This window comes from Rhodococcus sp. IEGM 1366 (genome assembly GCF_033142425.1).
GTDB lineage: Bacteria > Actinomycetota > Actinomycetes > Mycobacteriales > Mycobacteriaceae > Rhodococcus_F > Rhodococcus_F globerula.
The window spans coordinates 756,763-776,317 of sequence record NZ_JAWLRZ010000001.1; the positions used below are offsets into that span (position 1 = coordinate 756,763).

Sequence of the window (19,555 nt, forward strand, 5' to 3'; positions counted from 1 at the left end):
AACCCGAAGTGCGACCGAACCCTACGATCTTGGTACGGACCAGTCTGCGCAGGAGGTATCGGCCATGCACGGTGCATTGATCGTTACATGGAATCCGGATCAATGGGATTGGGGTGCCGCCTATCTCGATGCCATCGACCAAACAGTCAAACGCGTAAAGGTCAAGGACAGCTGGTCTACCGGTGTGCGAAAGAGTGGGGTGAGCCCAGGTGACCGGGTCTTCCTGCTTCGTCAGGGAACTAAGGGACGAGGAATAGTTGCCAGCGGAAAAGTGACCAGCGAAATTTACGAGAGCAAGCATTGGGATGGTTCGGCGCGTCCGGCAAACTATGTCGACCTGCGGTGGGATGTAGTCCTCGCAGTCGAAGATCTGTTGCCGACTGAGGCCTTGGAAGAGGCTATGCCTGAGCAGCATTGGCGGCCTCAGGGCGGCGGCATCATGCTGGCGGCGAACGCAGCGTTGGATCTCGAAATGTTGTGGGTTGCACACCGGGACAGCCTTGATGTCGAGGCGGAAGGCCGCTTGGGTAGAGGGGCAGCTCAGGGGCGACTGCAGGACCCGGTGCTCCGGAAGAAGATCGAAGATGCTGCACAAGACCGCCTGATGGAGCATTATCGTTCGCGGGGCTGGAAGATAACGGATACCAGGCTTGGTAGTCCTTTCGATGCGACGGCCGAAAAGGGCGGAAAGCTGCTGTACTTGGAAGCCAAAGGCACACAGACTCTTGGCGCTGCCGTTCTGGTGACCCAGCGCGAAGTCGAACATGCGCTCGCCCACGCAGGTTCGACGATGATGGGTATTTGGTCGGGAATCAAATTCAATGATGACGACGAGGTTGATCAGAACTCAGGATATTTCCGCATAATCCCTTTCGATCCCGAATCGGGTGAGCTGACGCCTGTGACATTGAAGTGGTGTCCGGACGACTAGGTAATCACCGTCTTGTGGCGAGGCATTTGTCGGAAAAAGCGTCCCCGCGGGGACGCTTCAGCTCCTGGTCTTCAGCGCCGACTGCGCCGCGTTGTAGCCGCACATCCCGTGGACGCCGCCGCTCGGGGGAGTTGCGGACGAGCAGAGGAAGACACCAGGAACTCCGGTGGCATAAGGATCCAACCCGAACCTGGGGCGGGCGATGAGCTGCCTCGGTGTGTTTGCTCCGGCAGAAATGTCCCCGCCGACGTAATTGGGGTTGTAGGCCTCCATCTGCGGGACGTTGCGAACATGCACGCCGACGATCCGGTCCCGGAAACCGGGTGCGAAGCGTTCGATCTGCCGAGTGACGGACTCGGTGACATCACCCGAATATCCATGCGGGACATGTGCATACGACCAGAGAGGGTGGATGTCTCCCACTGATCGTGATGGGTCGGCCAGGAATTGCTGACCCACGAGAATGAATGGTGCTGAGGGCATTTCACCCCGGGCGGTCTGACGTTCGACGGCGGCGATTTCCGGCATCGATCCGGCGAGATGCAAGGCACCGGCTTTCCGGGCGTGTGGATTCGTCCACGGTACGACGCTTCCGTCGGAGTCGCCGCGCACGGCGTAGTCGACTTTGTAGGCGGCGGGTCCGTAGCGGTACTTGCGGTAGGCCCGCGCAATTCGATCGGGCTGACGGCCGTCGAGGAGTCGTGCCGCGGCGTCGGGTGCGAGGTCGAGCATCACGATGTCGTAGCCGGCCAATGGGGAGAAGTCGGTGACCCGGTTTCCGGTTTCGACGGTGCCGCCGAGGCTGCGCAGAATGGAGGTCAGAGCAGCGGCAATAGCGCCGGAGCCGCCGCGGGCGACTGGCCAGCCGTGCGCGTGGGCGCCTGCGGTGAGCATGAGTCCGCCCGCACTGGACAGTGGGGTAGTCAGCGCACCGAACATGTGCGCGGCGCTGCCACCGAACAGCGCCCGGGCCTGTGGGGTCTTCCACATACGTGCGAAACCAGCTGCGGGGAGAATCGCGCCGGCGCCGAACCTGGCCAGTATCAGCGGGTGTTTCGGGATATGGACGATCGGTTGAAAGACGTCCTCGACCAACGCGTCGAAGTGCTCCGACAGATACCCGAATACCGAGCGCCACCGCTTACCGTCGACGCCCATCTCGTCGGCAGTTCGGTCGATGTCGCGCCACAGAACCCCGGCGGTCCCGTCGTCGAGTGGATGGACCAGATCGATTTCGGGCCAGAGCCATTCCAATCCGTGATCGGCGAAACCGAATTCCCGGTCGAGCCCGCGGAAGAACGGTGATGCCAGCGCGGTGGGGTGGAAGCCCGCGCAGTCGTCGTGGATGAGTCCGTCGACAATGTATTCACTGCTGCGGGTGCCACCGCCGATCTTGTCGGCGCCTTCGATGACATGGACCGCGATACCGTGTCGGGCGAGTTCGATTGCTGCCGCCAGTCCGTTGGGGCCGCTGCCCACGACCACCGCTGTTGTCATGCGGCTGAGCGTACGGAAATCGCAGGGAGCGTAGGGAAATCACACGAATGAGATTCCGTTAACAATTGATGCCGCAGCAGCCCTTGGTTGATCGATCAACTTTTGCTACAGTTTCAGACACACTGGCCGCAGCTGATCTTTATCGCTGCGGCCAGTTGTTGCATTTATCGCACTTTTAGGCCGGTTGCCTGGGGATTCGGTATCCTGTGAAGCGGAACTTTTCTGCACGAACGCAGCCCTGAATCTTTCCGAGGCGCTCTCCGGCGTCCTGCATCGCCGCAGTTCAGAGCAAATATAGGGCTACCTTAGTTGCGCGCATGCTGGGGTTCTGAATTATCGTTTTCGTTACACGGTTGACTCGCAGAAGTTTCAACCGACTGTGCCGGACACATCGTCGTGCCGGTGCTTACGAACTTGCATTGCAAGTTGATGACCATCAGCGTTGCTGGTCGTCGGTGCATATTTATGGCATACGAAGGCTGGGTATGAAGCAACTTCCAGGCCCCCAGGGCCTCTATCACCCGTCCAATGAGCACGACTCCTGTGGAGTCGCATTTGTTGTCGACATGAAGGGTCGCCGCAGTCGCGACATCGTCGAAAAGGCGATTACCGCTCTGGTGAACCTCGAGCACCGCGGCGCTGCCGGATCCGAACCCAACACGGGTGACGGCGCAGGCATCCTGCTGCAGGTTCCCGACAAGTTCTTCCGAGCTGTCGTGGACTTCTCGCTGCCCGCCGAAGGCGCGTACGCAACGGGTATCGCATTCCTGCCCCAGGGCGACGCCGAAGCTCACGAGGCTGCTGCCGCGGTCGAGAAGATCGTCGTCGAAGAGGGCCTGACGGTTCTCGGTTGGCGTGAGGTCGGAACCGACGACTCGTCGCTCGGCGCATTGGCGCGCGACGCGATGCCGACGTTCCGTCAGATCTTTATCGGTTCCGAGGGTGACAAGTTCACCGGCATGGACCTGGAGCGTCGTGCTTACGTCGTGCGTAAGCGCACCGAGCACGAGCTCGGCAGCGCGGGCGCAGGCAAGGGCGGCCCGGGTAGCGAGACGGTGTACTTCCCCAGCCTCTCCGGCCAGACCTTCGTATACAAGGGCATGCTCACCACCCCGCAGCTCAAGGGTTTCTACCTGGACCTGCAGGACGATCGTGTCGAGAGCGCGCTGGGCCTCGTCCACTCGCGCTTCTCCACCAACACGTTCCCGTCGTGGCCGCTGGCGCACCCGTTCCGTCGGGTCGCTCACAACGGTGAGATCAACACGGTTACCGGCAACGAGAACTGGATGCGCGCTCGCGAGTCCCTCATCGACAGCGACGTCTTCGGTGGCCGCGAGAACCTCGAGAAGATCTTCCCGATCTGCACCCAGGGCGCATCCGACACCGCTCGTTTCGACGAGGTGCTCGAGATGCTGCACCTCGCCGGCCGCAGCCTGCCGCACGCAGTTCTCATGATGATCCCGGAAGCCTGGGAGAAGCACGAGAGCATGGACCCCGCTCGTCGGGCGTTCTACGAGTACCACTCGGCTCTCATGGAGCCTTGGGACGGACCGGCGTCGGTGTGCTTCACCGACGGCACCGTCATCGGCGCCGTGCTGGACCGCAACGGTCTGCGTCCGTCGCGTCTGTGGATCACCGAGGACGGTCTTGTTGTCATGGCGTCGGAGGTCGGCGTTCTGCCGATCGATCCGTCCACCGTCGTCAAGAAGGTCCGCCTGCAGCCCGGCCGCATGTTCCTTGTCGACACGGCTCAGGGCCGGATCATCAGCGACGACGAACTGAAGTCGGAACTCGCTGCCGAGCATCCGTACCAGGAGTGGATCGACGAAGGTCTGATCCACATGGACGATCTGCCGGATCGCCCGTATACGTACATGTCACACGAGCGTGTTGTTCTCCGTCAGCAGCTCTTCGGTTTCACGAGCGAAGAGGTCAACCTGCTCGTCAAGCCGATGGCCCTCTCGGGTGCCGAGGCTCTGGGCTCGATGGGCACCGACACTCCGATCGCCGTGCTCTCCGCACGTCCGCGGATGCTGTTCGACTACTTCTCGCAGCTGTTCGCTCAGGTCACCAACCCGCCACTCGACGCTATTCGTGAAGAGGTTGTCACCAGCCTCGGTGCCACACTCGGCCCCGAGGGCGACCTGCTGCACCCGAGCGCTGATTCCTGCAAGCAGATCGCGCTCCCGCAGCCGATCCTGCACAACGACGATCTGTCGAAGCTTGTTCACGTCAACGACGACGGCGAATTCCCCGGCTTCCGCAGTGTTGTCATCCGTGGCCTGTACCCCGTCAAGGAAGGCGGCGACGGTATCCGTCGTGCGCTCGACGGCATCAAGTACCAGGTTTCGCAGGCAATCGCGGGTGGCGCACGCCTCGTCGTGCTCTCGGATCGCGAGTCCACCGAGGATTACGCACCGATCCCGTCGCTGCTCCTGACCTCGGCTGTGCACCACCACCTGGTTCGTGAGAAGTCGCGCACCAAGGTCGGTCTCATCGTCGAGGCCGGCGACGCCCGCGAGGTGCACCACATGGCGCTCCTGATCGGCTTCGGTGCTGCCGCGGTCAACCCGTACATGGCTTTCGAGACCATCGACGAGTTCCTGCAGAACAAGGAACTCGAGGGTCTGACCCTCGAGAAGGGCATCGCCAACTACATCAAGGCAGCCGGCAAGGGTGTCCTGAAGGTGATGTCCAAGATGGGCATCTCGACGCTCGCGTCGTACACCGGTGCTCAGCTGTTCCAGGTCATCGGCCTGTCGCAGGAGCTGACGGACGAGTACTTCACCGGACTGCAGTCGCAGCTCGGCGGTATCGGCCTCGATCAGATCGCAGCCGATGTAGCTGCACGTCACCGCGTCGCGTATCTCGATCGTCCGGAAGAGCGCGCTCACCGCGAGCTCGAGGTCGGCGGCGAATACCAGTGGCGTCGTGAGGGCGAGTACCACCTGTTCAACCCGGACACGGTCTTCAAGCTCCAGCATGCAACTCGCACCGGTCAGTACGAGGTGTTCAAGGAGTACACGACCATGGTCAACGACCAGTCGGAGCGCCTTGCGGCTCTGCGTGGTCTGTTCGACTTCAACATCGGCAAGCGGCCGTCGATCTCGATCGACGAGGTCGAGCCGGCCAGCGAGATCGTCAAGCGTTTCTCGACGGGTGCGATGAGCTACGGTTCCATCTCCGCCGAGGCTCACGAGACCCTCGCCATCGCGATGAACCGTCTGGGCGCTCGCTCCAATTCCGGTGAGGGCGGCGAACATCCGTCACGATTCACGCCGGACGAGAACGGTGATTCGCGTCGCAGTGCGATCAAGCAGGTCGCGTCGGGACGCTTCGGTGTCACGTCGCACTACCTGACCAACTGCACCGACATCCAGATCAAGATGGCGCAGGGAGCCAAGCCCGGTGAGGGCGGCCAGCTTCCGGCTCACAAGGTGTACCCGTGGGTGGCCGAGGTTCGGCACTCCACGCCTGGCGTCGGACTCATCTCGCCGCCGCCGCACCACGACATCTACTCGATCGAGGATCTCGCTCAGCTGATCCACGACCTGAAGAACGCCAACCCGCAGGCCCGCATCCACGTGAAGCTGGTCTCCGAGGTCGGCGTCGGAACCGTCGCGGCCGGTGTCTCCAAGGCACATGCCGACGTCGTTCTGATCTCCGGTCACGACGGTGGCACCGGTGCCACCCCGCTGACCTCCGTCAAGCACGCCGGCGCACCGTGGGAGCTCGGCCTCGCCGAGACCCAGCAGACGTTGCTGCTCAACGGTCTTCGTGACCGCATCGTCGTGCAGGTCGACGGCCAGCTCAAGACGGGTCGCGACGTTGTTGTTGCTGCTCTGCTCGGCGGCGAGGAGTTCGGTTTCGCCACCGCACCGCTGGTGGTCTCGGGCTGCATCATGATGCGCGTCTGCCATCTCGACACCTGCCCCGTTGGTGTTGCGACGCAGAACCCGGTGCTGCGCAAGCGTTTCAGTGGCAAGCCGGAATTTGTCGAGAACTTCTTCATGTTCATCGCCGAAGAGGTTCGCGAGCTTCTCGCGGAACTCGGTTTCCGTACGCTGCTCGAAGCAGTCGGCCAGGTCGACATGCTGGACACCACACGCGCTCTCGATCACTGGAAGGGAAGCAAGGCAGGCAATCTCGATCTGTCGCCGATCCTCACCCAGGTCGAGTCCGCGTTCATGGATCAGGATGTCCACTGCACGGGCACGCAGGATCACGGCCTCGACAAGGCGCTCGATCAGCAGCTGATCGTCTCGGCTCGCAATGCACTCGACAAGGGTGAGCCGGTCGTATTCGAGTCCGCGATCACCAACGTCAACCGCACGGTCGGCACCATGCTCGGCCACGAGGTCACCAAGGCGTTCGGTGGAGAGGGCTTGCCCGACAACACCATCGACATCACGTTCACCGGTTCCGCCGGTAACAGCTTCGGTGCATTCGTGCCCCGCGGTATGACCCTGCGCCTGAACGGCGACGCCAACGACTTCGTCGGCAAGGGTCTCTCGGGTGGACGCATCGTCGTACGCCCGCCGCTCAACGCAGCGGAAGGCTTTGTCGCCGAGGACAACATCATCGGTGGCAACGTGATCCTGTTCGGCGCCACCAGCGGCGAGGCTCTGCTGCGTGGGATCGTCGGCGAACGCTTCGCAGTCCGTAACTCCGGCGCCACTGCCGTCGTCGAGGGTGTCGGCGATCATGGCTGCGAGTACATGACCGGCGGCAAGGTGGTCATTCTCGGTAAGACCGGACGTAACTTCGGTGCCGGCATGTCCGGTGGCGTCGCGTTCGTCTTCAATCCGGACCGTGATTTCGAAGCCAACGTCAACAGCGAACTGGTGGATATCGAGGACCTCGAGGGCGACGAGTACGTCTGGCTCAAGAGTGTCATCGAAAGGCACCGCGACGAAACAGGTTCCGAGGTTGCTGCGCGGATCCTCGCGGACTGGTCCCAGCAGGTGACCCACTTCGCCAAGGTGATGCCGCGTGACTACAAGAAGGTACTGATGGCAATCAAGGACGCCGAAATCCGCGGCGCAAACGTCGACGAGGCAATCATGGAGGCAGCTCGTGGGTGATCCAAGCGGTTTCCTGAAGCACGGTTCGCGCGAATTGCCGGTCCGTCGTCCCGTTCCACTGCGCTTGCTCGACTGGAAAGAGGTGTACGAGGAGTTCCCGAAGGAAGACCTCAAGACCCAGGCCAGCCGTTGCATGGACTGTGGAATTCCGTTCTGCCACAACGGTTGCCCTCTCGGAAACTTGATTCCCGAGTGGAACGACCTGGTGTACAAGGACCACTGGCACGACGCAATCGAGCGTCTGCATGCGACCAACAACTTCCCGGAGTTCACCGGTCGCCTGTGCCCCGCACCCTGTGAGGCGTCCTGCGTCCTGGGCATCAACCAGGATCCGGTCACCATCAAGCAGGTCGAGGTCGAGATCATCGACAAGGCCTTCGACGAAGGATGGGTCAAGCCGGTTCGCGCCGCGCGTTCCACCAACAAGCGCGTCGCAGTTGTCGGCAGTGGTCCGGCTGGTCTGGCTGCAGCGCAGCAGCTGACCCGCGCCGGTCACGCAGTGACGGTCTTCGAGCGGGCTGACCGCATCGGTGGCCTGCTGCGCTACGGCATCCCCGAGTTCAAGATGGAGAAGCGCCACATCGACCGCCGTCTCGAGCAGATGGAAGCCGAAGGCACCGTCTTCAAGACCAACGTCAATGTGGGCGTGGACATCACGGCTGACGAGCTGCGCGAGCAGTTCGACGCGGTGGTTCTGGCCGGCGGCGCTACCGCAGCTCGCGACCTGCCGATCCCCGGCCGCGAACTCGGCGGCATCCACCAGGCAATGGAGTACCTCCCGATCGCCAACCGCGTTCAGCTCGGTGATCTCGATGCTCCGACCATCGATGCCAAGGGCAAGAAGGTTGTCATCATCGGTGGCGGCGACACCGGAGCCGACTGCCTCGGTACCTCGCACCGTCAGGGCGCTGCCAGCGTCCATCAGTTCGAGATCATGCCGCGCCCGCCGGAGACTCGCGCCGAGCAGACTCCGTGGCCGACATACCCGTTGATGTACCGCGTGGCTTCGGCTCACGAGGAGGGTGGCGAGCGCCTGTTCTCCGTCAACACCGAGAAGTTTGTCGGTGAAGACGGCAAGGTCACCGGCCTCAAGGCTCACGAGGTGGAGATGAAGTCGGGTCGCTTCGAGAAGGTCGAGGGCTCGGACTTCGAGCTCGAAGCCGACCTCGTGTTCCTGGCGATGGGCTTCGTCGGACCCGAAAAGCCGGGTCTGCTCACCGATCTCGGTGTCGACCTGAACGAGCGCGGCAACGTCGCCCGCACGTCCAAGTGGAACACCAACGTCGACGGTGTCTTCGTGGCCGGAGATATGGGCCGCGGTCAGTCCCTGATCGTCTGGGCCATCGCCGAGGGACGTTCCGCAGCAGCTGCTGTGGACACCTACCTCGAAGGCGAGACGGCGCTTCCGGCTCCGATCCTCCCGACGGCGGCTCCGCAGCGCTAGTCGCACGAGACGTACAAAGCCGCACCCCACCAGAAACGGTGGGGTGCGGTTTTTCGTGAAGCCGGTCTATCCGAGTGGCGACTGATCAGAAAGATTGGCGTCGAACATCGATCGCCAGCTCGGTGCGGGACGCGCATCCGGTCGCAGCAAGGATTCGGCTGACGTACTTCTTGACGGTGTCCTGGGTGAGATTCAGTTGCCCGGCGATCGAGGCATTACTGCGGCCGTCGGCGACCAATGTTGCTACCTCTCGTTGGCGTGCCGTGAGCTTTGCAAACAGGTCGAGTCCTGGCAGGGTCTGGAGGCCGCGAGTGAGTATCGAGAGCTGCCGGGCCAAGAGTCGAAGAGCCAGAAGATCTTTCGGCCTTATCGCATCTTTGTCGGGATCGAACAGCCCGATCAGTGCATGCCCGCCCGCCGCGAGATCGAGGTGCATCGCAGTGATCGAATGCATCTGGTGCGGATGAAGATATTCGTGAACGTAAACCGCCGCAGGCTTGGGTAGCCCGCCCAACTCGGAAAGTGACGCGACTCTTGTCGATTGGAGCTGCTGCCGTGCTTGCGGGAGATTGAACACGTCGTGGCGTGCCCAATGTTCTTGGTAATTCGCCTTGATCGTCTCCCAGCTGCCGGAGCCGGAGCCGGCAGCTGTGACCGTGGCGTTCCGGTCGGTGAACTGGCTCTCGAAGGTGTCGCCTACGAAACAGGATGCGTGCCGGATGGGGAATGCTGCGGGTATCGCCTCGACTATGACGTCCCGGAACTCCGTCACCGTTCGCACCGAATCGCAGCGATCGAGGACTGCGAAAACCCGCTCGTATTCGACGGCGGTCAACGCGATGTCACTCACTGATGTCCCCCAAAGTGCACTGGTGCTGAGCTAGAACTAATTCTAGCGTCGTATCGACTGGTTCAATCGATATTGAGGAGTATTTCCATGGGCAGGCTACGTTTCGGTGCTTTCGTAGCACCGCATCATGCGGTTGGACAGAACCCGACGCTGGCGTTGCAACGTGACCTGGAGCTGGTGGAGCACCTCGATCGTCTCGATTTCGACGAGGTGTGGATCGGTGAGCACCACAGCGCGGGCAGTGAGATCATCGGCAGCCCCGAGATCTTCATCGCCGCAGCGGCAGAACGCACCAAACGGATCAAGCTCGGCACCGGTGTGACGTCGCTCAGTTACCACAACCCACTTTGGGTCGCGGACCGGTTGGTGCTTCTCGATCACCTCACTCGTGGCCGCGTAATGCTCGGTGTCGGTCCAGGTTCACTGCCGACCGACTCGTCGATGATCGGACTCGATCCCACGGAGTGCCGCGAACTGCTCGAGGACAACCTCGACATCGTGGTACGACTGTTGAACGGTGAGCGCGTCACCGCTAAGACCAAGACGCACAATCTGGTCGACGCGCAACTGCAGCTTCGTCCGTACTCGCACCCGATGTTCGACATCGTGGTCGCCGGCGTGGCCTCGCCGACCGGACCCCGGTTGGCCGGTAAGCACGGTCTGGGGTTGCTCTCGATCGGTGCGACCCTCACGCCGGAAGGCTTCGACGCGCTCGGTCATCACTTCGGGATCATGGAGGAACGTGCCACCGAGTTCGGTACCGTCGTCGATCGTGACCAGTGGCGACTGGTGTGCCCCATGCACATTGCGGAGACGGAAGAGCAAGCGCAGGAAGATGTGCGGTTCGGGCTCGGGGAGTGGATCGACTACTTCGGCAAGGTCGCGGCGTTCCCGCACTTCGGCTCCGGCGGCGCCGACATGGAACAGATGATCGCGTACATGAACCACTCCGGCATGGGCGTTATCGGAACTCCGGCTCAGGCGCGGGAACTGGTCGGCAAACTCGTCGAGCAGTCAGGTGGGTTCGGATCGATGCTGATCATGGGTACCGACTGGGCGAACCCCGCCGCAACTCGGCGCTCGTTCGAGTTGATCGCGCAGCAAGTGGCGCCGCACTTCCAGGGACAGTCGCAGCCCACATTCGACGCGGCGACCAGGGCGGGCAAGGTACGCGAAAGTCACAACGAGGCACAACATGCCGCGATTGCGCACATGACAAAGAAGTACGAAGACGAATTGGCGGCAAAGGCATGAGGGCGGCTGTCCTGTATGGCGTCGACGACCTTCGCGTCGAGGATGTTCCGGAACCGGAGCTTCGCGAGGGCTACGTGATGGTCGAGGTGGCGTTCAACGGCATCTGCGGCAGCGACCTCGGCTTGATTCACGCTTACGGGATTTCCGATCAGCCGCATCCCTTGACTGGTGCGTGTGGACCGCAGGTCCTCGGCCACGAATTCTCCGGAATCATCTGTGAGATCGGTGCCGGTGTCGTGGACGTGGCTGTCGGAGACCGAGTAGTGGTGGCGCCCAACTATTGCTGTGGTCAATGCGCGCGATGCCGTAGCGGTCTCGAGCATCTGTGTGTGATGGCGGCCTTCCATGGGATCAACGCGCATGGCGGAGGACTGTCGGAGCGCACCGCAGTTCCGGCAAGTGCCGTGCATGTTCTTCCGGACTCCGTGACTCTCAGGCAGGGCGCGGTGATCGAACCGCTATCCGTCGCACTGCATGCGGTAGAGCTCTCCGGCGCGGCGGTGGGTCAGTTTGCGCTCGTCCTGGGAGCGGGGCCCATCGGTATCGCGACTGCCCTCAACCTCCGGGCCGGTGGAGTGGACCGGATTCTGCTGAGTGAGCCGTCGCCGGTACGCCAAGCCGTGGCCACGAAGATGGGGTTCGACGTGATCGATCCCGGCATCGATGATCTGGCTGCGGCCGTCGCCCAGCGAACGGACGGGAACGGCGCCGACGCGGTGTTCGAATGTGCCGGTGTCGCAGCGACAGTCGAGAGTGCACTGGCATCGGTGCGAGCGCGCGGCGCAGTCGTCCTGGTAGCGACGTACAAGGAACCGCTCCAGTTCAACCCGTATGCGCTGATGTTGACCGAGGCACGAGTGATGTCGTCTCTCTCGTGTTCGCGTAAGGAATTCGAGAGCGTCATCGACCGGATGGCGTCGGGCGCTTATCCACTCGACCACTGGGTGGAATGTGTCCCCCTTGCGGACATCGTCGTCGAAGGAGTTGAGGCGGCGTCCGCTGGTCGCCGGATGAAAGTACTGGTTGAGGTCGCCACAGGAGGGCTCTGACCAAGTATGCTGCTCAAATATCTGCGGTGACTACAGGGGTCTGCCCGATCGGATGCGGGGTGTTTGATGGGTGCAAAGCGCTTTGTTGCGATGTTGTCGGTTGTTGCGGCCGCCGGTGTAGTGCAGGCCGTCGGCGCACCGACGGCGTCCGCAGCGCCCTGCCCCGAACTGTATGTCGTAGCGATTCCGGGAACGTGGGAGCCCTCAGGCGCTTCGCCCGGTGCAGGCATGCTCGCGCCGGTTACCAGTGGCCTCCCGTCGTCGGTGCGAACCGACTACGTCACGTACTCGGCCACCGCTTTCCCATGGGAATCGAATGTCTACGCCAGGTCGAAAAGGCAGGCGGTCGACAATGCGCGCGGCATGATCGGGGCGATGGCGGCGTCGTGCGGCGACACTCGATTCGCGATAGTCGGGTACAGCCAGGGCGCCGACGCGGCCGGCGACCTCGCAGCCGAAATCGGGACAGGCATCGGCGTCGTTCCGCCCAATCGTGTTGCGGGAGTCGGTCTGCTGTCCGATCCGCGTCGCGCCGAGTCCGATGTGTTGATCGGTCCGTGGGTTGGCGGAAACGGCGCCAGTGGTGCTCGCATCGGCGGATTTGGTTGGCTGTCAGCCGATACCGTCACTCTGTGTGCTGCGGGCGATCTGTACTGCTCGACGCCCGAAGACGATTTTGTGATGCGTCTGGCCGGCTTCATGGCGCAAGTTTCCGATCCCACTCCGGCAACGGCTCTCTCGTTGCGCGACGAGGCGGCTGTGATCGTGCGTGACTTGATCACTGCTGGTGGGCTTCCCGCTCTCATGGCACAACTTGATCCCGGCGCCAACGATCGACGTGTCGATCAGTTGGTCGATTTCTACGGGTCACAGGTTCATACCGACTACACGCGTTACGTAGTCGACGGTTCGGGCACCACCGCTACATCGTGGCTGCACAACTGGCTGGCCGGTAAAGCCTGATCAGCAATACGTGTTTTCTGCTGTCTCCACATAGATTTCGGCGATTCGCTGTGACGGCATCGGAGTGATCTGGGCATACACGTCGCCAACTGCCTTGAACTCTGCGAGCACCTCGTATCGCGGCATGCCCTGGGCGATGGCGTTGCAGGTTCCGTCGGCATAGAGGATCTCGGCGGAATCCATGCCGCTCGGGGGGATTCCCGCCAATCGCAGTGCCGCGAGGTAACGCTGACCTCGTTCACCGGCTCCGGCAACAATTTCGTCCGGTGAGCGCGCGTCGATGGGTGCACCGGCTTCGGTAACTGCCGGCGGCAACGGTTGTGCCGCAGTGGCTTCCGCAGAGGCTGGCGGCGGTGGCGCAAGCGCGGGCGTCGACTCCGCGGGAGTGGGTGGCGTCGGCTCAAGATCCGGTGGCCGAGTCGATTCCCGGCGCTGCTGTTTGTCCGGCGACCGCCGAATCCTGTGTGTCCGTTGTGGTCAACAGCGGGACCTTCAAGAACAACGGGTTCAACCTGCCCATTGGTGACGGCGACATGATCATTGCGGCAGAAGCCGGTGCGGGGGAGGGTGTGAGTACTGTTCTTCTGCCACGCGATGACGGTCATTTCGGTGTATACGCCAAGCCGATGACCGTGCCGGGTGGAGTACTCGGTATCGATCTTCCGTTCAACAATCTATTCGGTTTGGCGGGAGTCACGGCTGAGGTGCAGGCGGTGGGCGTGCCCGTCTTCAACGATCTGATCACCAACATGGACATCAGCCTTCCGGTTCGGATGAAGATCAACAACGCGTTCCTCGGCAACAACTGCTACCTGGGATCCGAAACGGCGCCGGTGAACTTCCACCTCACACCTACGGCCGACTCCAGTCCGGCTTTCGAAGTAGCGCCGTCGGGCTCGTTGAAGGTCAGCCCGGTCAAGAGTGCGACAACCGATTTCGCTATTCCGTCTGCCAGTGGTTGTGGCCCGTTCGGAGTGTTGAATCCGATCGTCAATTGGCGCGCCAAGGCGCCGGCAACTTCGGGTACGTCGCTCAATACGGTGTCCACGGCATACCTGTTCCCGGGCGGTATCGACGGATCCGATCCGCTCGACGACCTCGGTGGTGGAACAGGCTCACTCGGGTCGAGCGGTAGCTCGGGTTCCTGACCGTTCTTGCCGCGCTTCGGCTTCGGTTGCCTCATATTTGCCCGTAGCTCAGTATTGTCAGCGGAAGTCATTGTCTGCTGTTCACTACATACGGGGGAGATTCATCGATGAATCATGTTCGAGTTCTGACTTGGGCGGCTGCAGGTGCTGTGGGAGTAGCAATATTCACTGGCGCACCTGCAGTTGCCGAACCTTTGCCTCCGGTGCCATCGGTGGTAGCGGTCAATTCGATCGAGCCCGTTCGCTCGCTGCCACTCGGCGCCGAGGTTACGGTGTCGGGAATTGCGACTACGTCGTCCGGGGATTTCGAATCCAGCTTCTATGACAAGGGATTTGGTCTCCAGAGCGGCAATTCGGGCATTTATGTCAGTGATCCTGACAACTCGGTTGTAACTGTTGGTGACCAGGTCGAGGTCAGTGGTGTTCTCGCAGATCAGGAGGGCCTGCTTGTCATTCGTCCGAGCGCGGTCACGCGTCTTGGTTCCGCCCCGGCGGTACGGCCGGAGCGGTTGCCGCTCAGTGCAATCGGAGAGAGCAGTGAGGGACGGCTTGTCACGGTGTCCGGCATCGTCAGCGCGCCGGTCATCGACGATCTGCCGTACGGACACAAGATCTTGGTGTCGGGAGCGGGAGGAAACACTGTCATCTTCGTGAACACGCAGGCGGGTCTCGACCCGGCATCCATTCTGGTTGGCCGACCGATCACCGTGACCGGCTTCAGTGGGCAGTACGCGGACACGTATGAAGTGCTTCCCCGATCGAAAGACGACGTCCGACAAGGATTTACGGGAAGTCTTTCTTTTGGAAGCTAACAGCCGCCTCATAGAGCATTGATGCGGGCTCCGACGCGCATGGAACTCGGGTAGAACCGGCTGAGTCGATACCCGAGTTTCGCTTCGGGGGTGACGGGCACAATTGCCTTGTTGGTTCGCACTGCCTTGACGATTGCGCTTGCCACCCGGTCGGGCGTGAAGTTTCGTCGACGGTAGAAGTTGTCCGCCTTCGTTTGGTTTCGAAGTTGTTCCGCTGCAGTGGTTCCGGCAAACTCGGTGGTCTTGACGATGTTGGTGTCGACAATCCCCGGGCAGATGGTGCTGACGCCGATTCCGTGCGGAAGTAGTTCTGCGCGCAGGCAATCGGAAAGCATGAACACTGCGGCTTTGCTGGTCGAGTAAGCGGTCAACGCTTTTTGGGGTGTGTATGCCGCGGCGGACGAGAGGTTGACGATGTGTCCGCCGGAGCCGCGCTTGATCATCATCGGTGAGAAGGCGCGGCAGCCGTACACAACTCCCCAGAAGTTGATGTTCATGACTCGCTCGAACTGGGCCACAGTGGTGTCTGCGAAGGTTCCCGAAAAACCGATACCGGCATTGTTGACCACGATGTCGGGAACTCCGTGGTGTGCGGCGACGGTTTCCGCGAATCGAGTCATCGCTTGCTCGTCGGAAACGTCCACGTGATACGCGTGTGCGCCTCCACCGAAGACGGCTTCGGCTCCGCCGGCGCTCGCGGGTAGGTTGATGAGTGCGGCTGTGTCCTGGGCGCTTTCGAGGTTGACGTCGCACACAACGACGATTGCGCCCTCGGCGGCAAAAGCGAGCGCGGTCTCGCGGCCGATGCCACTGCCGGCTCCGGTGACAACCACGAGTGTTCCGGTGAGGTCGCGTAGGCGTCGCTGCAGCTTTGCTCCGCGTCGCCAGCTCCCGATGTCCTTCAGTAGTCCCATGCGGTTCAGTCTCATGTGTTTCCCCCGTCGTTTTGCGCAGCTTAGGCTATTTTGCGAAACACTGTGTCTCAGGTCACAAACTGTGAGAACTTCGCTTCACACCGCAGTTGTACGACCGACCTGGAGGTTTCGATGAGCCGCAATTCCCGATCAGGTAGTCGCCGCGCGGCAGCTGCCGCACTGGCGATCACCGCAAGTTTGTTCCTTGCATCATGTGCTGGAAATGACGACAACGAGGGCGGGGGCGGAGGCGAGTCGGCTGATTCCGGGTCGTCGTTGAAGATCGGAATGGTCAACGAGCAGGCCGATCCCGGATCGCCCACCAAGGGCGGTACTCTCACGTTCAGCGGCTACTCGCCGGTGACGACGCTCGATCCGGCCAAGGCCCAAGTGAGCGGCTCCACCGGTGGTAGCGAGCTCAGTGCAATCTACGACGTGCTGATGCGATACGACCCCATCGAGCAGACGTTTGAACCGCAGTTGGCGGAGTCGCTCGAGCCGAATGCGGAAAGCACAACGTGGACGTTGAAGCTGCGCGACGGTGTGACGTTCAGCGACGGAACACCTTTCGATGCGCAGGCCGTCACGGCGAGTATCAACCGGTACATGACCAACAAGGGACCGCAGTCGGGGTTGTGGATTGCCAAGGTCGCCTCGATGGACACGCCGGATGCAACGACGGTCGTCTTCAACCTGGTTGATCCCTGGACGGGAATCGAGCCGATGCTCTCCACCGGCCCCGGAATGATCGTCGCTCCGGCTGCGCAGCAGGGTGATCAGTTCACGCCGATCGGCGCCGGTGCGTTCACGCTCGAGAAGTTTGCTCCCAACGAGGAAATGCTGCTCGCTGCTCGTCCCGATTACTACGGCGGCGCGCCGAATGTCGACAAGCTCAAGATGGTCAGCATTCTCGGTGCACAGCCCACCTCCGAGGCGTTGAAGTCCGGTGGCATCGACGCCGCGTACATACGAACGTTGGGGCCGATCCTCGATCTGGTGGAGTCCGACTACCCGGGATTCATCGACATTCCCTCGCTCGGCTACATCGCAAACGTCAACATGGCCCCTGGTCGACCCGGAGCGGATCTGCGTGTGCGCCAAGCGATGGCATACGCCGTCGATCCGGCCACCCTTGATGTCCGGGCCAATGACGGCAAGGGACTTCCGGGTCAGGTGATCTTCCAGGACACGTCTCGCTGGCACAACGATGTCGCTCCGATCGGTGTGGATCCGGCCAAGGCCAAGGAACTGCTCGATCAGGCGAAGGCGGACGGTTACGGCGGCAAGATCAGCTACCTCACCATGCAGGAGCCGTCGGCGCAGGCCACGGCACTCGCTGTGCAGGCCATGCTCAACGCCGTCGGGTTCGACGTCCAGATCGAGAACGTCAACAACGTCGGTGACCTGGTCAAGCGGATGTATGCCGATCGCGATTACGACATGGCGACCGCTGCTCTCAACCTCACCGAGGCGGACCCCTCCGAACGTCTCTACACGGGCCTCAAGACCGGTGGGCGTAACAACACCACGGGTTACTCGGACGCCGAAATGGATCAGTTGCTCGACGAGTTGGGTGTTGCAATCAGCGACGACGACAAGAAGGCCGTCCTCGTGAAGATTCAGGAACGCGCCAACGAAACCCTGCCGTGGCAGGTGTGGGGCACCGGACCGGCTTTGGACGTGTGGAACCAGAATGTGCACGGACTTCAGCCGAGTATCGACGGGATTCTGCTCTTCGACGAGGTGTGGAAGAAGTAGGGGCTACGCTCCCGTGCGCCTTTCTGGTAGCCCCCACTGCCAGAAAGGCGCACAGGCCATTGGCCTCGTACTTTCCACTGAGTGGGACTGAGAATTAATACTTGTGCCTTAGGTCACAAACTGTGACAGCTTCGCATCACATCACAGTTGAAGGTCCGATCTGGAGGTTCGTAAATGAGTCGCAGTTCTAGGCGCGGCAGTCGAAAGGTCGCAGCAGTCGCACTGGCTGTTTCCGCCGGTTTGTTCTTGGCTTCGTGTGCCGACAGTGGAGCGGACGGCGGCAGCGGCGACGCACCCGAGTCCGGCTCAGCTCTGACGATCGGTCCCGTCAACGCATCGACGAACGAGGGCGATCCGGTCAAGGGGGGAACGCTGACATTCAGTGGATACTCCGCGGTGACAAGTCTCGATCCCTCGAAGACACAGATTGCCGGCTCGGTGGCCGGCTCGGAGCTCGGGGCGATCTACGACACCCTGCTTCGTTACGATCCCACGTCGCAGAAGTTCGTTCCGAAGCTCGCCAACTCGATGTCGCCGAGTTCGGATTTCAAGACCTGGACGCTCAAGCTGCGCGATGGTGTGAAGTTCAGTGACGGCACGCAGGTCGACTCTGCGGCAGTGTCGTCGAGCCTGGCTCGATACGTCACCAACAAGGGACCGCAGTCCAGCCTGTACGCGTCGAAGGTCGCGTCGGTCGACACGCCGGACGCGTCGACGGTTGTCTTCAATCTCGTCGACCCGTGGACGGGTATCGAGTCGCTGCTCGCCACCGGCCCCGGAATGATCGTTGCGCCCAGCGCGCAGCAGGGTGATCAGTTCACGCCGATCGGCGCGGGTGCGTTCACACTCGAGAAGTTCGCTCCCAACGAGGAGCTGATTCTCGACGCTCGTGAGGATTACTTCGCGGGTGCCCCGAACGTGGACAAGTTGCGCATGATCAGCATCGTCGGTTCGCAGGCCACGAGCGAGTCGCTCAAGAGTGGCGGCGCAGATGCCGCGTACATGCGATCACTGCCGAACGTGCTCGACCTCATCGACTCCGGCTACCCGGGCTACGTCGACATCCCGTCGCTGTCGTACCTGTCACTGCTCAACACGGCTCCGGGTCGCCCGGGCGCCGACGTGCGCGTGCGTCAGGCACTGGCTCTGGCAACGGATCCCGTTGCACTCGACAACCGACTCAACGAAGGTAAGGGCCTACCGGGGCAGGTCATCTTCCAGGACAGCTCGCGCTGGCACAACGACGAGGCTCCGATCGGTGTCGACCCGGCCAAGGCCAAGCAGCTTCTCGACGAGGCCAAGGCTGACGGTTACGACGGCAAGATCACGTACCTGACAATGCAGGAGAATTCGGCTCAGGCGATGGCTCTCGCGCTGCAGTCGATGGCAAATGCCGTTGGTTTCGACTTCCAGATCGAGTACGTCAACTCGGTTGCCGACGTCGTCAAGCGTTTGTACGTCGACCGCGACTTCGACATGTCGACCGGCTCCGCCAACCTTCCGGAAGCCGATCCGTTCGAGCGTCTGTACTCGAACCTCAAGACCGGTGGACGTAACAACGCAACAAGCTTCTCCGACGCTCAGATGGATACGCTGCTCGACGAGTTGGGTGTCGCGACGTCCGATGACGCGAAGAAAGAGGTCCTGGCCAAGATCCAGGCACGCGCCACTGAGGTTGTGCCGTGGCAGATCCTCGGCAACACGCCGTGGCTTGGCGTGTGGGCCAAGAACGTTCACGGTGTCCAGCAGAGCATCGACGGAATCATGTTCTTCGACGAGGCGTGGAAGACCAACTGACGGAACGTGAATAACTGAGTACGGCAAAGCTGAAGCCGGAGATGCGCACTGCAT

Annotated in this window: 14 protein-coding genes; 10 read left to right on the forward strand and 4 right to left on the reverse strand. The window is 61.9% G+C overall.

Translation table 11 applies throughout. The features are described 5' to 3' along the window. The first annotated feature begins 64 nt into the window (after positions 1 to 64). Positions 65 to 931, forward strand: coding sequence for a protein NO VEIN domain-containing protein (locus tag R4P64_RS03715; protein WP_033235340.1), 867 nt, complete (start codon positions 65 to 67; stop codon positions 929 to 931). A 57-nt stretch (positions 932 to 988) separates the two neighbouring features. On the opposite strand, the gene R4P64_RS03720 is transcribed toward R4P64_RS03715, so the two are convergent. Further along, a complete protein-coding gene (locus tag R4P64_RS03720; protein WP_317819318.1) occupies positions 989 to 2,428 on the reverse strand; it encodes an NAD(P)/FAD-dependent oxidoreductase in 1,440 nt (479 codons plus the stop codon). Between the two features lie 485 nt (positions 2,429 to 2,913). On the opposite strand from R4P64_RS03720, the gene gltB reads away from it, so the two are divergent. Next, positions 2,914 to 7,512 carry a glutamate synthase large subunit gene (gene gltB, locus R4P64_RS03725; RefSeq protein ID WP_033235342.1) on the forward strand — a complete coding sequence of 1,533 codons (4,599 nt, stop codon included), beginning with the start codon at positions 2,914 to 2,916 and terminating at the stop codon, positions 7,510 to 7,512. Further along, a complete protein-coding gene (locus tag R4P64_RS03730) occupies positions 7,505 to 8,956 on the forward strand; it encodes a glutamate synthase subunit beta (RefSeq protein WP_317819319.1) in 1,452 nt (483 codons plus the stop codon). Before gltB ends, R4P64_RS03730 begins: the two co-directional genes overlap by 8 nt. 85 nt (positions 8,957 to 9,041) lie before the next feature. On the opposite strand, the gene R4P64_RS03735 is transcribed toward R4P64_RS03730, so the two are convergent. After that, positions 9,042 to 9,806: a helix-turn-helix transcriptional regulator gene (locus R4P64_RS03735; RefSeq protein ID WP_045066158.1), complete on the reverse strand. Its 765-nt coding sequence runs from the start codon at positions 9,804 to 9,806 to the stop codon at positions 9,042 to 9,044. An 87-nt stretch (positions 9,807 to 9,893) separates the two neighbouring features. Between R4P64_RS03735 and R4P64_RS03740 the strand changes: the two genes are divergently transcribed. The 3 genes from R4P64_RS03740 to R4P64_RS03750 all read left to right on the forward strand — a co-directional run bounded on the left by R4P64_RS03740 (position 9,894) and on the right by R4P64_RS03750 (position 13,072). After that, complete coding sequence (locus R4P64_RS03740; RefSeq protein WP_033235345.1) at positions 9,894 to 11,060, forward strand: LLM class flavin-dependent oxidoreductase; 1,167 nt, start codon at positions 9,894 to 9,896, stop codon at positions 11,058 to 11,060. Further along, positions 11,057 to 12,109: a 2,3-butanediol dehydrogenase gene (locus tag R4P64_RS03745; RefSeq protein ID WP_317541848.1), complete on the forward strand. Its 1,053-nt coding sequence runs from the start codon at positions 11,057 to 11,059 to the stop codon at positions 12,107 to 12,109. Before R4P64_RS03740 ends, R4P64_RS03745 begins: the two co-directional genes overlap by 4 nt. A gap of 66 nt (positions 12,110 to 12,175) precedes the next feature. Continuing rightward, positions 12,176 to 13,072 carry a cutinase family protein gene (locus tag R4P64_RS03750; protein WP_033235346.1) on the forward strand — a complete coding sequence of 299 codons (897 nt, stop codon included), beginning with the start codon at positions 12,176 to 12,178 and terminating at the stop codon, positions 13,070 to 13,072. On the opposite strand, the gene R4P64_RS03755 is transcribed toward R4P64_RS03750, so the two are convergent. Continuing rightward, positions 13,073 to 13,387 (reverse strand): DUF732 domain-containing protein, encoded by a 315-nt coding sequence (locus R4P64_RS03755; protein ID WP_317541851.1) that lies wholly within the window; start codon positions 13,385 to 13,387, stop codon positions 13,073 to 13,075. A gap of 38 nt (positions 13,388 to 13,425) precedes the next feature. On the opposite strand from R4P64_RS03755, the gene R4P64_RS03760 reads away from it, so the two are divergent. Both R4P64_RS03760 and R4P64_RS03765 read left to right on the forward strand, forming a co-directional pair. Beyond that, a complete protein-coding gene (locus tag R4P64_RS03760) occupies positions 13,426 to 14,220 on the forward strand; it encodes a hypothetical protein (protein WP_317541853.1) in 795 nt (264 codons plus the stop codon). A 107-nt stretch (positions 14,221 to 14,327) separates the two neighbouring features. After that, positions 14,328 to 15,032 (forward strand): hypothetical protein, encoded by a 705-nt coding sequence (locus tag R4P64_RS03765; protein WP_317819322.1) that lies wholly within the window; start codon positions 14,328 to 14,330, stop codon positions 15,030 to 15,032. Between the two features lie 8 nt (positions 15,033 to 15,040). Here the strand turns inward: R4P64_RS03765 and R4P64_RS03770 are convergent, their stop codons facing one another. Beyond that, a complete protein-coding gene (locus R4P64_RS03770; RefSeq protein ID WP_317541856.1) occupies positions 15,041 to 15,946 on the reverse strand; it encodes an SDR family NAD(P)-dependent oxidoreductase in 906 nt (301 codons plus the stop codon). A 132-nt stretch (positions 15,947 to 16,078) separates the two neighbouring features. On the opposite strand from R4P64_RS03770, the gene R4P64_RS03775 reads away from it, so the two are divergent. Both R4P64_RS03775 and R4P64_RS03780 read left to right on the forward strand, forming a co-directional pair. Beyond that, positions 16,079 to 17,704 (forward strand): ABC transporter substrate-binding protein, encoded by a 1,626-nt coding sequence (locus R4P64_RS03775; RefSeq protein ID WP_317819324.1) that lies wholly within the window; start codon positions 16,079 to 16,081, stop codon positions 17,702 to 17,704. Positions 17,705 to 17,878: 174 nt separating this feature from the next. Beyond that, entirely contained in the window at positions 17,879 to 19,501 is a 1,623-nt protein-coding gene (locus tag R4P64_RS03780) for an ABC transporter substrate-binding protein (protein ID WP_033235349.1), read from the forward strand. Positions 19,502 to 19,555: the final 54 nt, after the last annotated feature.